We start from the raw sequence: 14,315 nt of genomic DNA, 5'->3' as shown, positions 1-14,315 counted from the left end.
TCATGACGCGGACATGCGTTAAACTGCTGTCTGGAAATAAGGAGACCGCGACAATGCAGAGATTTTTATTGGCAGCCTTGCCACTGATGTTGGCAGCTTGCTCAACAATCGATCAGTCCAAGCTGGGCCATTTCGTCAGTCAGACGGTGCAGCCCGGCATGCCGATGGAGCAGGCGCTGGTACGCATGCAGGCGGAGGGTTTCTATTGCAATACGGGTAGCGGCGGCGATGCCGTCATCAGCTGCACGCGCGCGTATGAGCGGCTGGTGCGCAAGGACTGTGTGGAGCGGGTCGACCTGGTGCGCAGCGCCACGGCCGCGAAAACCCTGGGCGCGGTCGATGTGCTGGAAGTGAAGTGTCCGAAATGATGCAGCGTCCGCGTTTTTTGCCCGATAACTTCACGCTGGCCATGATCGTGACGGTGATCGCGGCCAGCTTCTTCCCTTGTCATGGCCAGGGCGCCGTGATTTTCAATGATGTGACGCATGTGGCGGTGTCGCTGCTGTTCTTCCTGCACGGCGCCAAGCTGTCGCGCGAGGCGGTGATTGCAGGCGTCACGCACTGGCGCCTGCACTTGCTGGTGCTGCTGTGCACATTTGCCTTGTTCCCGCTGCTGGGCTTGCTGTTGAAGCCGGTGCTGACGCCGCTGGTGACGCCGGACCTGTATCTCGGCATCCTGTTCCTGTGCATGCTGCCGTCAACGGTGCAGTCGTCAATTGCGTTCACGGCGGCGGCGCGCGGCAATGTGCCGGCGGCGATCTGCAGCGCGTCGGCCTCCAACCTGCTGGGCATCTTTATCACGCCAGTGCTGGTCGGCCTGCTGACCTCGGCGCAGATGCAGGGCGGTTCGCCGATGGAGTCGGCCTTGCAGATTGCCTTGCAGCTGTTGCTGCCGTTTATTGCCGGCCAGGTGGCGCGGCGCTGGATCGGCGCCTGGGTGGAGCGGCACAAGCCGCTCACGCGCATGGTCGATCAGGGCTCGATTCTGCTGGTGGTGTACACGGCGTTTAGCGAGGCTGTGGGCGAAGGGCTGTGGCACCAGGTGTCATGGAGCACGCTGGCCGGCCTGATGCTGATTAACGTGCTGTTGCTGGCACTGGTGATGGGCGCGAGCGCGCAGCTGGCGCGGCGCCTGGGCTTCAATCGCGAGGACCGGATTGCGATTGTGTTTTGCGGTTCCAAGAAGAGCCTGGCCAGCGGCGTGCCGATGGCCAAGGTGCTGTTCGCGGGCGGCGCGCTGGGCGCCGTGGTGTTGCCGCTGATGCTGTTCCACCAATTGCAGCTGATGGTCTGCGCCGTGGTGGCGCAGAGGTACGCACAATCCGCTGATTAGTGCTTGGCTTCGCCGGCGGGCAGCAGTGTTTCGACCGGAGCGCTGCTGGCAAACAGCTGGGCGCAATCGACCTTGTCGTACTCGTAGTGCTTGCCGCAGAAGTCGCAGTTGACGCCGACGTGGCCCAGTTCGGCAATCACGCTGTCGATCTCTTCCTGGCCCAGCATCTTGAGCATATTGCCGACCTTCTCGCGCGTGCAGCTGCAATGGAATTGCGGATGCACGGGATCGAACACGCGGATGGTCTCTTCCCAGAACAGGCGCTGGATCAGCACGTCGATGCCGGTTTCCAGCAGTTCCTGCTCTTTCACCGTCGAGCCCAGGATCACGGCGCGGTTCCAGGTTTCCAGTGCATCTTCTTCGCTGACTGGCGTGGCTTCCGCTTTGCCGCCGTGGTAGGGCAGCTTTTGCAGCAGCAGGCCGCGCGAGACGTTGTCGTCCGCCGCCAGCCACAGCTTGGTATCCAGCTGTTCGGAGCGCAGCATATAGTTTTCAATGACGGTGCTGACATCGTCGCCGTCCAGCGGCACCACGCCCTGGTAGGGTTGCTGGCCAGGCACTTTTTCAGCCGGATCCAGCGTGATGATGAAGCGGCCTTTGCCTTGCGCGTTCAGCAGCGAGGTCAGCGTGGCGTCGTCGGCCACGTCCATATCCGGATTCAGCTTGGCGGTGGCGCGCAGGCGCAGCTCGGCGTCGCACTCGACTACCAGCAGGCGCACCGGGCCGTCGCCGTGGATCTGCATGATGATGGAGCCGTTGAACTTCAGGTTGGCCGACAGCAGCGCGGCGGCAGCCACCATCTGACCCAGCAGTTTTTTGACCGGGGCAGGGTAGTGGTGGCGTGACAGCACTTCACGCCAGGTGGCGGAAATGTCGATGAGTTCGCCGCGTACGGCGGCGTTCTCGAAGATGAATTTTTGCAGGGTGTCCTGGCCAGTGGTTGGGGTGGTGCTCATTGTTTATCCAATCTTGTTGAGTTGCGTCTTGAACAGTTGGCCGCGTTTGACATAGCTGTCGGCGCTGCCTTGCAGGGCGGCGACTTCCTCTTCCGTCAGCTGGCGCGCGACCTTGGCCGGCGCACCGATGATCAGCGAGTGGTCGGGGAAGGTCTTGCCTTCCGTGACCAGCGCGCCGGCGCCGACCAGGCAGCCATTGCCGATTTTGGCGCCATTCAGGATGACAGCCTGGATGCCGACCAGCGAACCGTCGCCAATGGTGCAGCCGTGCAGCATGACCTGGTGGCCGATGGTCACATTGCGGCCCACGGTGAGCGGGTAGCCCATGTCCGTGTGCATCACCGTGCCTTCCTGCACGTTGCTGTTTTCACCAATGGTGATACGCTCGTTGTCGCCGCGCAGGGTGGCGCCGAACCACACCGAGGTGTTGTCGTGGAGGCTGACCTTGCCTATCACAGTGGCGGTGTCAGCAACAAAGGACGATGCGGCAATCTCGGGCGTGTGATCGCCCAGTTGATATATTGACATTGGAACCTGGTTGAGTGCGGTGGGATGGCGCTATTTTACGCTTGCGCAGCTATCGAACGGTCGTGCTATTATTTTGCTTTGCGGCTGGCAAGGTTACGATATGGCGCTGGCCCGCGTATTTTCAAGGCAGACAGAGATGACGACCCACACCCCTTCCCGTTCCGAATTCCTGACCATCCGCGGCTTGCGCTGCCACGTCCGCCACTGGGGCAATGAGGGCGCCCCGAAGTTGTTCATGATGCATGGCTGGATGGATGTGGGCGCCTCGTTCCAGTTTGTGGTGGATGCCTTGCAGGGCGACTGGCATGTGATTGCGCCGGACTGGCGCGGTTTCGGCCTGTCGCAGCGCAGCGGGCTGGATACCTACTGGTTCCCGGACTACCTGGCCGACCTGGATGCGATCCTGCGCCACTATTCGCCGGACCAGGCGGTTTATCTGCTGGGGCATAGCATGGGCGGCAACATCGTCGGCCTGTATGCGGGCGCGCGGCCTGAACGCATCCGCAAGCTCATCAATCTGGAAGGCGCCGGCCTGCGCGCGGCCAAGCCGGAACAGACGCCAGGCCGTTACGCCAAGTGGATGGACAGCCTGCTGGAGCAGCCGGACATGCGTACGTATCCCACGCAGGCGGCGGTGGCGGCGCGGCTGCAGAAAACCAATCCCCGCCTCAGCGACGACAAGGCCGCTTTCCTGGCGCAGCACTGGTCGGCGCAGAACGATGCGGGCGCGTGGGAAATCCTCGGCGATCCGGTCCACAAGCAGGCCGGCCCGCTGCCCTACCATGTCGATGATGTGATGGCTTGCTGGCAGGCGATCACGGCGCCGGTGCTGTGGGTGGAGGCCGACCAGACCAATATGTGGGACTGGATGGGCAGCAAACCCGCCGGCCGCGTCGAACTGGAACGCCGCCTGGGCCACCTGCGCGACGTCACCCAGGAACTGGTTCACGACGCCGGCCACATGCTGCACCACGACCAGCCGGAAGCGCTGGCGCAGATGATTGAGGCATTCCTGGCGCGCTAGGAATCGCTTGCCATGCTGCATCTGCTCCGCAACGCCAAGCTGCTAGCGCGGCGCCCGTCTGCGCGAGGCCGCGTTTGCCGCACCCTTGCATCGGATGGCCCAAGGCAGCGTACAATGACAGTTATGAAAGTTGATCTGCATTGTCATTCCAACGTCTCCGATGGCGTTCTTGCTCCTGCTGCCGTGGCGGAAACTGCCCGCAAGGCGGGGGTTGATGTCTGGGCGCTGACCGACCACGATGAGGTCAGCGGCATTCCCGCCGCCCGCGCGGCGGCCACTGTGCAAGGCATGCGCTTTGTGACGGGCGTGGAAATTTCGATTACCTGGGCCAAGGAGACTGTCCACATCGTCGGCCTGCAGATCGACGAGAACCACCCGGCGCTGGTGGACGGCCTGGCCTGCACCCGTTCCGGCCGCGATAACCGTGGCCGCGAAATCGCCAAGCAGCTGGAGCTGATCGGCATTACCGGCGCTTACGAGGGCGCGCTTAAATATGTCGGCAATCCCGACCTGATGTCGCGCACCCACTTTGCCCGTTATCTGGTGGAGATCGGCGCCTGTGCCAGCACGGCCGAGGTGTTCAAGAAATATCTGTCCGAAGGCAAGCCGGGCTATGTGCCACATTGCTGGGCGACGCTGGAGCAGTCGGTCAGATGGATACGCGATGCGGGTGGTATCGCCGTGATCGCCCATCCGGGCCGCTATCGCTTCACCCAGCTGGCGCAGGGCGAGCTGTTCAGCGAATTCAAGCAGCTGGGCGGCGCGGCAATCGAGGTGGTCACCGGCAGCCATACGCCGGACCAGTATCCGGTGTATGCGCAGTTGGCAAATCATTACGGCTTCCTGGCCTCGCGCGGTTCCGACTTCCATGCGCCGGGCGAATCCCGCGTCGATTTTGCAGCCTTGCCGCCGCTGCCTGCCAATGTGACACCGGTCTGGCACGACTGGTTCTAAGCTACCGGTAATTTTGCCTGTCGATTACCGTCGGCATGTAAGTAGCTGTATCTTGATTTTGCGTTAGCCCGGTCTTACCTTATGATTTCGGCAAATTGTCGTACCGGAGACCCTGATATGAAACGCATTTTCCTGTTTATCGCCACCAATCTGGCCGTGATGCTGGTGCTGTCCATCGTCCTGTCGCTGCTGGGCATCGGCCGTCCGGGCGCGGGCGGTACGCTGCAACTGGGCAGCCTGCTGGCGTTTTCGCTGGTGGTCGGCTTTACCGGCGCGATCTTCTCGCTGCTGATCAGCAAGCCCATGGCCAAGTGGTCGACGGGCGCGCGCGTGATCGACAACCCGACGTCCTCGACCGAGCTGTGGCTGGTGAACACCGTCAAGGCGCTGTCCGAGCGCGCCGGCATCGGCATGCCGGAAGTGGCGATCTACCAGGGTGAACCGAACGCATTTGCGACCGGCGCATTCAAGAACTCGGCGCTGGTGGCGGTATCGACCGGCCTGCTGGAAAGCATGAACCGCGATGAGGTCGAAGCCGTGCTGGGCCACGAGGTGGCGCACATCGCCAACGGCGACATGGTGACCATGACCCTGATCCAGGGCGTGACCAATACTTTTGTGGTGTTCCTGGCGCGCGTGGTCGGCTTTTTTGTCGACAGCATGCTCAACAAGAATGAAGAGCGTCGTGGTCCGGGCATCGGCTACATGATTACCGTGTTTGTATGCGAAATCGTGTTCGGCCTGCTGGCTTCGCTGATCGTGGCCTGGTTCTCGCGTCAGCGCGAATTCCGTGCGGACGCCGGTTCGGCCAAGCTGCTGGGCAGCACGGTGCCGATGCAGCACGCGTTGGCACGCCTGAACGGTGTGGAACCTGGCGCGCTGCCGCAGTCGTTTGCTGCGTCGGGCATCAGCGCTGGCCGTGGCGGCTGGGGCGCGCTGTTCTCGACCCACCCGCCTTTTGAAGAGCGTATTGCGGCGCTGCGTAGCGTACAATCTTAAGCATGAGCCAATTCTTCCAGGTCCACCCCGTCAATCCGCAGCCCCGCCTGATAAAACAGGCGGCGCAGATCATCCATGGCGGCGGCATCGTCGCCGTGCCGACGGATTCCTGCTATGCGCTGGTGTGTCACCTGGACGATAAAGGCGCCGTCGAGCGCCTGCGCCGCATTCGCGGCATCGACGAAAAACACCACCTGACCCTGTTGTGCCGCGACTTGAGCGAGCTGGGTGTCTACGCCCGCGTCGACAACCGCCAGTTCCGCCTGCTGAAGGCGGCGACGCCGGGACCCTTCACCTTTATCCTCGAAGCGACCAAGTGCGTGCCGCGCCGGCTCAGCCATCCTTCGCGCAAGACCATCGGGCTGCGGGTGCCGGAAGATGCCATCATGCATGCGCTGCTGGAAGAGTTGCAACAGCCTTTGCTGGGCACGACGCTGATTATGCCCGATGAAGACGAGCCGCTGAATGATGCGGACATCATCTGCGAGCGTCTCGGCAAGCAGCTGGAGCTGATTATCGACGGCGGCGCCTGCAGCATGGAACCCACCACCGTGATCGACCTGACCGGCGACGACGCCGAACTGGTGCGCCAGGGCCGTGGCGACGCCTCCATGTTCGGACTCTGATTCTCCTTTCTTATTCAGGCAAGCGGCCCGGCCTCCGACGGCGCCGCAAAGCAGGCAAGCCGCCTCTGGTAAAATCCCGTCCATGAACGAAACCGACAGTATTATCCAGACCATCACGGTCTATCTGATCCCTGTTCTTTTTGCAATTTCCCTGCACGAAGCCGCACACGGATATGTCGCCCGCTATTTCGGCGACCCCACCGCCGCCGAACTCGGCCGCCTCACCGCCAACCCGCTGAAACACATCGACCCATTTGGCACCATTCTGCTGCCTTTGGTGCTCAGCCTGCTGAGTCTGCCGGCGCTGGGCTTTGCCAAGCCGGTCCCGGTGGATTTCGGCCGTCTGCGCAATCCGAAAAAGCAAATGGCTTTCGTGGCCGCAGCAGGCCCGGCTGCCAATTTTGTGATGGGCCTGGGCTGGATGGTGCTGTGGGTAATCTTTAGCTATGTGTTTGCCATGGACCAGCATGATTTCTTCGTGCAGATGACCAAGGCCGGCATTGGCGTGAACTCCGCCATGTGCGTGTTCAACCTGATTCCAATTCCGCCGCTGGATGGCGGCCGCATTGTCACCGGTTTGCTGCCGATGCCGCTGGCCCGCCGTTTTGCCAGCATCGAGCGTTTCGGCGTCTATATTTTCATTGGCTTGATATTGTTGATGCAATTCGGTTTGCTGACCGGTTTCCTGATTGGCGGCATGCATCTTCTGCAAAGTGTGTTCCATCTGCTGGTCACCCCGTTGATTCTCCTTTTTAGCTGAGCCCGTCTATGTATCCCGATCGCGTAGTATCCGGCATGCGTCCGACCGGTTCCATGCACCTGGGCCACTACCATGGCGCCTTGAAAAACTGGATCAAGATGCAGACCGAGCTGCCATGCCTGTTCTTCGTGGCCGACTGGCATGCGCTGACGACGCACTACGACGATCCCACCGTCATCGAGCGCAGCACCTGGGACATGCTGATCGACTGGCTGGCCGCCGGCATCGATCCCTCGCAATCCACGCTGTTCATCCAGTCGCGCGTGCCGGAACACGCCGAGTTGCACTTGCTGCTGTCCATGGCCACGCCGCTGGGCTGGCTGGAGCGCGTGCCGACCTACAAGGACCAGATCGAGAATCTGGCCAATAAAGACCTCGCAACCTACGGCTTCCTCGGCTATCCACTGCTGCAGGCCGCTGACGTGCTGATCTACCGCGCCAGCCAGGTGCCAGTGGGTGAAGACCAGGTGCCGCACATCGAGATGATGCGCGAGATTGCACGCCGTTTTAATCACTTGTACGGCAAAGAAAAAGGTTTCGAGGAAAAGGCGCAGGATGCCGTAAAAAAGCTGGGCAGCAAACGCGCCAAGCTCTACAACGAGCTGCGCACCGAATACCAGCAGGACGGCAAGGATGAAGCGCTGGAGCAGGCCAAGGCCATGCTCGATGATGCGCAAAGCCTGTCGATGGGCGACCGCGAACGCCTGTTTGGCTACCTCGAAGGCAGCCGCAAGCTGATCCTGGTCGAACCGCAGTCCCGCTTGACCGAGGCCGCGCGCCTGCCTGGCCTGGATGGCCGCAAAATGTCCAAGAGCTACGGCAATTCGATTGCCCTGCGCGAGGACAAGGACTCGGTCACCAAAAAAATCAAGACCATGCCGACCGACCCGGCGCGCGTGCGCCGCAGCGATGCTGGCGATCCAGCCCGTTGCCCGGTCTGGCAGTTCCACCAGGTGTATAGCGACCAGCCGACCCGGGAATGGGTGGTCAATGGCTGCAAGTCGGCCGGGATCGGCTGCATTGAATGCAAACAGCCCGTAATTGACGCCATCATCAAGGAACAAGAGCCCATGCACGAGCGTGCGCAGCCGTATCTGGACGATCCGTCGCTGGTACGCGCCATTGTGGCCGACGGCAACGACGCGGCCCGCCGTCTCGCGCTGGAAACCATGCGCGATGTCCGCGAGGCCATGGGCTTGGCTTATAGTTAAGTAAAACCGGGTAAAAATCATGAGCGATCAAATCTCTCCTTGGGTGCAGCGTTACGCACCGCTGGTTCCCGGCGGCGCGGTGCTGGACCTGGCTTGCGGCAGCGGCCGCCACTCGCGCCATATGGCCGCACTGGGCCATGAAGTGGTGGCGGTGGACCGCGATCCCGCCGCGCTTGCGGCCGCTTGCGGCCTCGGCATTACCACGTCGGCCATCGATCTGGAAGAGGAGGACGCCGCCTGGCCTTTCGGTCCGCAGCGTTTTGCCGGCATCGTGGTCACAAACTACCTGCATCGTCCCTTATTTGCCGGGATGGTGGGCAGTCTGGCGCCGAACGGTGTGTTGATCTACGAAACCTTCGCGGATGGCAATGCGCAGTTCGGCAAACCATCGAATCCGGCGTTCTTGCTGCAACCTGGCGAGCTGCTGGCGCTGGCCAGCGAGCATGGCTTGCGTGTGGTGGCGTTTGAAGATGGCGTGATTACCGAGCCAAAAGCTGCCATGGTGCAACGACTATGCGCCGTCAAGCCCGATTTTCCCCGAGAGGCGGCTCTATTACCGCCATTTTGAGCGTCGATTTGTGCCCCCGGATGCACCACGGGCGCAACCTATCGACTACAATCGTTGTTTTAATACTTTTTGCAGTGGTTTCCTATGATTAAGGGCAGCATCGTAGCAATCGTCACCCCGATGCACGCAGACGGCAGTCTGGACTTTGAGGGTTTGAATCAGCTGATCGACTGGCACATTGCCGAAGGTACGGACAGCATCGTCATTGCCGGCACCACCGGTGAATCCGCCACCGTGAGCGTGGAAGAGCACTGCGCCTTGATCAAGGCGACGGTTGCGCACGCCAAGGGCCGCATCCCGATCATCGCCGGCGCCGGCGCCAACTCGACCGCTGAAGCGATCAAGCTGACCCGCTTTGCCAAGGAAGCCGGTGCGGACGCCACCCTGCAAGTTGTCCCTTACTATAACCGTCCTACCCAGGAAGGCATGTACCAGCACTTCAAGGCCATCGCTGAGGCGGTTGACCTGCCAGTGATCCTGTACAACGTGCCCGGCCGTACCGTTGCCGACATGAGCAACGAGACCATCCTGCGTCTGGCGGAAATCCCGAACATCGTGGGCGTCAAAGATGCCACCGGCAACATCGGCCGTGGCTACGACCTGCTGCGCCTGGCGCCAAAATCGTTTGCTGTCTACTCGGGCGACGATCCGACTGCGATGGCGCTGATGCTGGGCGGCGGCGCCGGCAATATCTCGGTCACCGCCAACGTGGCGCCACGCATCATGGCCGACATGTGCCGGGCAGCGATTGCCGGCGAACTTGCCAAAGCCATCGAGCTGAACAACAAAGTCTTCCCGCTGCACCAGAAACTGTTTGTTGAACCGAATCCGGTGCCGGTCAAGTGGGCGCTGGCGGCAATGGGCAAGATGCCAAGCGGCATCCGCCTGCCGCTGGTCCAGCTTGGCGATGCTTATCACGAGACCGTACGTTCGGCCTTGCGCGAAGCCGGTCTGCTGTGATCCCGTCTGTAAAAAACTAGCCCCGACTTGGGTCGGATCATATTTTGCTGCACCTCAGCTTCTTAAACAGTAACGACATGACTATTCGCAAGACAGCTTTTATTTCCTCGCAGCGCGCGCTGGTAGTTGGCGCCATGGTAGCCAGCGTGACCAGCCTGACCGGCTGCGGCATGATCAGCTCGGTGGTTGGCAACGACAAGGTCGATTACAAATCGGCCAAGAAGGCCAGCACCCTGGACGTGCCGCCGGATCTGACCCAGCTGCAGAAAGACAACCGCTACTCGCTGCCGGATTCGAGCAACGGTGTGGCAACCGCGTCCAGCTACAACGCCTCCAAGGCGGCCCAGTCGGGCGCCCTGAACCCAACCGCCGTCATCGTGCCAGGCCAGCCGGCTGCGGGCACGGTGGTGCCGCAAGCCCTGAACGACATCAAGGTTGAGCGTGATGGCAACCAGCGCTGGCTGATTATCAAGCAGACGCCAGAGCAACTGTGGCCGCAGCTGAAGCAGTTCTGGGAAGATTCGGGCTTCACGCTGTCGCAGGAACTGCCTTCGGCCGGCATCATGGAAACCGAATGGAATGAAAACCGCGCCAAGATTCCGCAGGACTTCATCCGCAATACGCTGGGCAAGGTGTTCGACTCGATGTATTCGAGCGGCGAGCGCGACAAGTTCCGCACCCGTATCGAGCGCCGTGCCGACGGTTCCAGCGAAATCTACATCAGCCACCGCGGCGTGCAGGAAATCGCCACCGGCAGCGACAAGGAAACCACCAAGTGGATGCCGCGTCCTAACGACCCAGGCCTGGAAGCCGAATTCCTGGCCCGCCTGCTGAACAAGCTGGGCAATGGCGGCGAGCAGCTGGCGCAAGCCAAGACCGCCGTGGACGGCGCCATCGTCCAGCCGCAGCACGCTTCGCTGACTGGCGCCGGTGCAGACCGCGCTGTCCAGGTGGATGAGGGCTTCGACCGCGCCTGGCGCCGTGTAGGCCTGGCGCTGGACCGCGCCGGCTTCACCGTGGAAGACCGCGACCGTACCCAGGGTATTTACTTCGTGCGTTATATCAATGATGCAGCGGAATCCAAAGGCTTCTTCAGCAAGCTGTTTAGCTGGGGCTCGTCGGATGAGGCGGATAAGGAAGCGCAACGCTACCGTATTTCGGTAAAAGCCGCAGAAGGCAATACCAGTGTGGTCAAGGTATTGAGCAATGCCGGTCAGCCGGAAAGCAGCCCGGTCGGCGAAAAGATCATTACCCTGCTGCACGAGCAATTGAAGTAATTGAATATAACTCGCCGCTAATCGCGGCGTTTTAAAAACCGCCAGCCTGAACGCGCTTTACATCGCGCTTAGTGCTGGCGGTTTTTTTATGCTCAAGTTTTAAGCAATATAAAACTCGGGACGAAAAAAAACCGACCCGCAGGCCGGTTTTTTTTCTCAAGCTGATATTACTTCGAAGCAGCAGGAGCAGCGGCAGCCGAAGCAGCTTGCGAAGCAGCAGCAGCAGCGTCAGCAGCAGCCGAAGCAGCTTGCGAAGCAGCAGCAGCAGCGTCAGCAGCTGGAGCTGGTGCTGGAGCAGCAGCTGGAGCAGCGGCTTCTGGAGCAGCTACTGGAGCTGGAGCAGCAGGAGCTTCTTCTTTTTTCGAGCAAGCAGCCAGAGCAACAGCCAGCAGGGAGGCGATCAGCAGGGATTTTTTCATGGGTTTTCCTTAGTTAATTCAAAAATTAAACACAGTCTTGCGATTAATAATTACCGGTAATTATCGCTCATTAGGTCGTCTTCGAAGGCCTTTCGTACCTTTAAAAGGTGCCTACTAGACAACGGAAACTTCCTAGCCGAATATTATAGCGATTTTTAGTGCATCGCAATAGGACAACGAGCCAAACCCATAACTATTTTGCGATATCGCAACATTTCGTTTTCGATCTAGCTTGCTACTTTGTCCCGTCAACTACCGTGCTGCCCGCATTTTACTCCTAACTGGCTGATAATCCAGTTGAGTTTGCGTACAATCCGGGCTGGGATTCTATCCAAATTGTAAGAAAACGTTCCAAGCTCGTCTGGACATCTTGCGGACCATTAAAAACCGCTTCGCCACGGAAATGATCGGCGTGAAAACGGCGCACGATATCGCGCTGATCGGCGATGCAGAAGGAGTCCGTCAGCTGGCGCAATTGCTGGCTGGTACGGCGTACTTCGATCAAATGGCCGTAATCCTTGAGCAGGCGCAGGAAGCGGGGCGCATCGCGTTCCATCTGGCGGCCATCATGCGCCACCAGCTGCAAGCGGCCGCCGCCTTGCAGGAAGCGGCGCAGCTGGCCGTCGGTGGCGCTGCTGCCCATTTCCCAGATGCGGTAGTCCGGGTCGAACATTTGCAGCGTCTGCTGGGCGCGCGACAGGCAACTGGCCAGGTGCTGCTGAAATTCCGCCCGCGTGGTGAAGGGAATAACCAGTCTGTCCACATTGCCTCCCAAATGAAATTAGCCGAGTTCGACCCAGCCGTCCTGGTACCAGGTGTACAGCGCTTCCAGCACGTCGTCCGAGGCGGCCGCGAATGTCTCGGCGTCGAGGCGGCGGTTGTTGGCCAGCAGCTCCAGCGTGGCCTTGTCGGCCTTGCCTACGCCGAACGATTCGCCGTTGATGAAGACGTGCTTGCCACGGTACAGCATTTGCGTCTTGGCCGATAGCGACAGGCCTTTTTTCATCACGGCTTCGCCGAATTTGCCCACGGTGAGCGGCTTGGCCGGGCCAGTGAAGAACACATTGTGCTTGGGCTCGGACATATACTCGCCAAAGAAGATGGTGATGTCTTCTTCGGTGAAGCGTACCTTGTTCAGTTCTTCGGTCAGCGCGGTCAGCATCTGGCGCGGAATCTCGGCCGGCTTGCTGGTTGGCTCCAGTTCCGGATCGGCATAGCGGCCCGGCAGGTCGATGGAATCAGCCATGAACTGCAGGAAGTTTTCGCCGAGTTCCTGATACGACGGCGAGCGGAAGCCGATCGAATAGGTCTGGCAATCGCCGATGGCGACGCCGTCGTGCGCGTAGTGCGGCGGCAGGTACAGCATGTCGCCCGGGTTCAGCACGAATTCTTCTTCCGGCTGGAAGTTGGCCAGAATCTTGAGTGGCAAGCCGTCGATCAGCGACAGGTCTTTCTGCGCGCCGATGCGCCAGTGGCGCTGGCCCTGTGCCTGCAGCAGGAAGACGTCATAGGAATCGAAGTGCGGACCGACGCCGCCGCCATCGGTGGCAAAGCTGACCATCAGGTCGTCCAGGCGCGCGTCCGGCAGGAAGCGGAACTGGCGCAGCAGCGCATCAGCCCTGGCGTCGAACAGGTTGACGCCCTGTACCAGCATGGTCCACTCACGCTTGTCGCGCGCCGGCAGGCTTTCCAGCGGGCCGTGCTGCATCGACCACTCGCCATCGAAGCCGGTCACCAGGCGCGATTCCGCGTGGTTGGTGGCGGCCAGCTTGGCCAGGGCGTCAAAACTGAGCAGCGGCTTGAAGCCGGGGACGGCGTTGCGGATCAGGAGTGGCTTTTTATGCCAGTAGTCGCGCAGGAACTGCGCTGGCGTGATGTCGCCGAGGAGAGGTAATTTTTTCATACGCCATTATAACCTCCACCCCGGCCGGCTAATGGGTGTGCAGCCAGCGCGCATGGGCGGCGCGTGCCAGCCAGTCCAGCGCAAAGCCCAGTATCCCGATCAGCACAATCGCTGCCATCAACTCGTTGTAGGCCAGCCGGTCGCGCGCGTCGAGGATGAAATATCCCAGGCCGGCCGATACGCCCAGCATCTCGGCCGGCACCAGCACGATCCAGATGATGCCGATGGCCAGCCGCACGCCGGTCAGGATGTCGGCCGTAATGCCCGGCAGGACCACCTTGAGTACCGTCTCCGTGCGTGTGGCCGACAGGCTGCGCGCCAGCAGCAGCCAGTTCGGATCGAGCCGCGCCACGCCGGTGGCGGTGTTGAGCAGGATCGGCCAGACGGCAGCAAACGCCAGCAGGAAGTACACCGGCGCGTCGCCCACGCCCAGCGTCATTACCGCCAGCGGCATCCACGACAGCGGCGACACCATGCGCAGCAGCTGAAACAGCGGCATGGCGGCCGCCGCGAAACGGCGCGAGCTGCCGACCAGCACACCGAGCGGAATGCCGATCAGCGCCGCAGCCGCCAGGCCGTAGGCGACGCGGCGCAGACTGAGGCCGATATCGCGCCAGATGTCCGGACCTTCCACCATGTGCAGCAGGGCGCGCGCAGCTTCCAGTGGCGCGAACGCGGCGGCAATCGGCGTATCCTTTTCCAGCGCGGTGACGCCGGCTTGCCACAGCAGCAGCGCAGCCGCAAAGCCCAGCAACGGCAGGCCGTAACGCGCGGACCAGTGAGCAGGTGCGGTCATG

The 14,315-nt window shown here is 61.3% G+C and carries 17 protein-coding genes; 11 read left to right on the top strand and 6 right to left on the bottom strand.

Features of this window, described 5'->3' with window-relative positions; all coding sequences use genetic code 11:
* Positions 1-53: 53 nt before the first annotated feature.
* Together BUA36_RS03000 and BUA36_RS02995 are read left to right on the top strand one after the other, a co-directional pair.
* Complete coding sequence (locus BUA36_RS03000) at positions 54-368, top strand: hypothetical protein (protein ID WP_072781195.1); 315 nt, start codon at positions 54-56, stop codon at positions 366-368.
* A complete protein-coding gene (locus BUA36_RS02995) occupies positions 368-1,333 on the top strand; it encodes a bile acid:sodium symporter family protein (RefSeq protein ID WP_072781567.1) in 966 nt (321 codons plus the stop codon). Before BUA36_RS03000 ends, BUA36_RS02995 begins: the two co-directional genes overlap by 1 nt.
* On the opposite strand, the gene hslO is transcribed toward BUA36_RS02995, so the two are convergent.
* Together hslO and BUA36_RS02985 are read right to left on the bottom strand one after the other, a co-directional pair.
* Complete coding sequence (gene hslO, locus BUA36_RS02990) at positions 1,330-2,289, bottom strand: Hsp33 family molecular chaperone HslO (RefSeq protein ID WP_072781193.1); 960 nt, start codon at positions 2,287-2,289, stop codon at positions 1,330-1,332. The two genes, BUA36_RS02995 and hslO, sit on opposite strands and share 4 nt — an antisense overlap.
* Before the next feature lie 3 nt (positions 2,290-2,292).
* Positions 2,293-2,817 (bottom strand): gamma carbonic anhydrase family protein, encoded by a 525-nt coding sequence (locus tag BUA36_RS02985; protein WP_072781192.1) that lies wholly within the window; start codon positions 2,815-2,817, stop codon positions 2,293-2,295.
* 136 nt (positions 2,818-2,953) lie between these two features.
* Between BUA36_RS02985 and BUA36_RS02980 the strand changes: the two genes are divergently transcribed.
* The 9 genes from BUA36_RS02980 (at position 2,954) to bamC (ending at position 11,196) form a co-directional block, all read left to right on the top strand.
* Positions 2,954-3,841: an alpha/beta fold hydrolase gene (locus BUA36_RS02980; protein ID WP_072781190.1), complete on the top strand. Its 888-nt coding sequence runs from the start codon at positions 2,954-2,956 to the stop codon at positions 3,839-3,841.
* 114 nt (positions 3,842-3,955) lie between these two features.
* Positions 3,956-4,795 carry a 3',5'-nucleoside bisphosphate phosphatase gene (locus tag BUA36_RS02975; protein ID WP_072781188.1) on the top strand — a complete coding sequence of 280 codons (840 nt, stop codon included), beginning with the start codon at positions 3,956-3,958 and terminating at the stop codon, positions 4,793-4,795.
* Between the two features lie 117 nt (positions 4,796-4,912).
* On the top strand, positions 4,913-5,794 hold the full coding sequence (gene htpX / locus BUA36_RS02970; protein WP_072781187.1) for a protease HtpX: 882 nt from the start codon (positions 4,913-4,915) through the stop codon (positions 5,792-5,794).
* Positions 5,795-5,796: 2 nt separating this feature from the next.
* Positions 5,797-6,420, top strand: a complete 624-nt coding sequence (locus BUA36_RS02965; RefSeq protein WP_072781185.1) for an L-threonylcarbamoyladenylate synthase — start codon at positions 5,797-5,799, stop codon at positions 6,418-6,420.
* An 82-nt stretch (positions 6,421-6,502) separates the two neighbouring features.
* Positions 6,503-7,180: a site-2 protease family protein gene (locus BUA36_RS02960; RefSeq protein WP_072781184.1), complete on the top strand. Its 678-nt coding sequence runs from the start codon at positions 6,503-6,505 to the stop codon at positions 7,178-7,180.
* A gap of 8 nt (positions 7,181-7,188) precedes the next feature.
* Complete coding sequence (locus BUA36_RS02955; RefSeq protein WP_072781182.1) at positions 7,189-8,391, top strand: tryptophan--tRNA ligase; 1,203 nt, start codon at positions 7,189-7,191, stop codon at positions 8,389-8,391.
* Positions 8,392-8,410: 19 nt separating this feature from the next.
* Positions 8,411-8,959, top strand: a complete 549-nt coding sequence (locus tag BUA36_RS02950; RefSeq protein ID WP_072781181.1) for a class I SAM-dependent methyltransferase — start codon at positions 8,411-8,413, stop codon at positions 8,957-8,959.
* A gap of 84 nt (positions 8,960-9,043) precedes the next feature.
* Positions 9,044-9,919 (top strand): 4-hydroxy-tetrahydrodipicolinate synthase, encoded by an 876-nt coding sequence (gene dapA, locus BUA36_RS02945; RefSeq protein ID WP_072781179.1) that lies wholly within the window; start codon positions 9,044-9,046, stop codon positions 9,917-9,919.
* Positions 9,920-9,996: 77 nt separating this feature from the next.
* Entirely contained in the window at positions 9,997-11,196 is a 1,200-nt protein-coding gene (gene bamC / locus BUA36_RS02940) for an NlpB/DapX family lipoprotein (RefSeq protein WP_167544245.1), read from the top strand.
* 167 nt (positions 11,197-11,363) lie between these two features.
* Here the strand turns inward: bamC and BUA36_RS02935 are convergent, their stop codons facing one another.
* From BUA36_RS02935 to BUA36_RS02920, 4 genes are all read right to left on the bottom strand, one after another.
* Entirely contained in the window at positions 11,364-11,615 is a 252-nt protein-coding gene (locus BUA36_RS02935; RefSeq protein ID WP_072781177.1) for a hypothetical protein, read from the bottom strand.
* A gap of 277 nt (positions 11,616-11,892) precedes the next feature.
* The gene (locus BUA36_RS02930; protein ID WP_072781564.1) at positions 11,893-12,378 is read right to left on the bottom strand and encodes a DUF7931 domain-containing protein; all 486 of its coding nucleotides are present in this window, start codon (positions 12,376-12,378) and stop codon (positions 11,893-11,895) included.
* A gap of 18 nt (positions 12,379-12,396) precedes the next feature.
* Positions 12,397-13,518: a cupin domain-containing protein gene (locus BUA36_RS02925; protein ID WP_072781176.1), complete on the bottom strand. Its 1,122-nt coding sequence runs from the start codon at positions 13,516-13,518 to the stop codon at positions 12,397-12,399.
* Between the two features lie 28 nt (positions 13,519-13,546).
* On the bottom strand, positions 13,547-14,314 hold the full coding sequence (locus BUA36_RS02920) for an ABC transporter permease (protein ID WP_072781174.1): 768 nt from the start codon (positions 14,312-14,314) through the stop codon (positions 13,547-13,549).
* Position 14,315: the final 1 nt, after the last annotated feature.

Origin of the sequence: Duganella sacchari (assembly GCF_900143065.1) — a bacterium.
Lineage (GTDB): Bacteria > Pseudomonadota > Gammaproteobacteria > Burkholderiales > Burkholderiaceae_D > Rugamonas > Rugamonas sacchari.
This window is presented reverse-complemented; position numbering and strand designations above follow the sequence as displayed.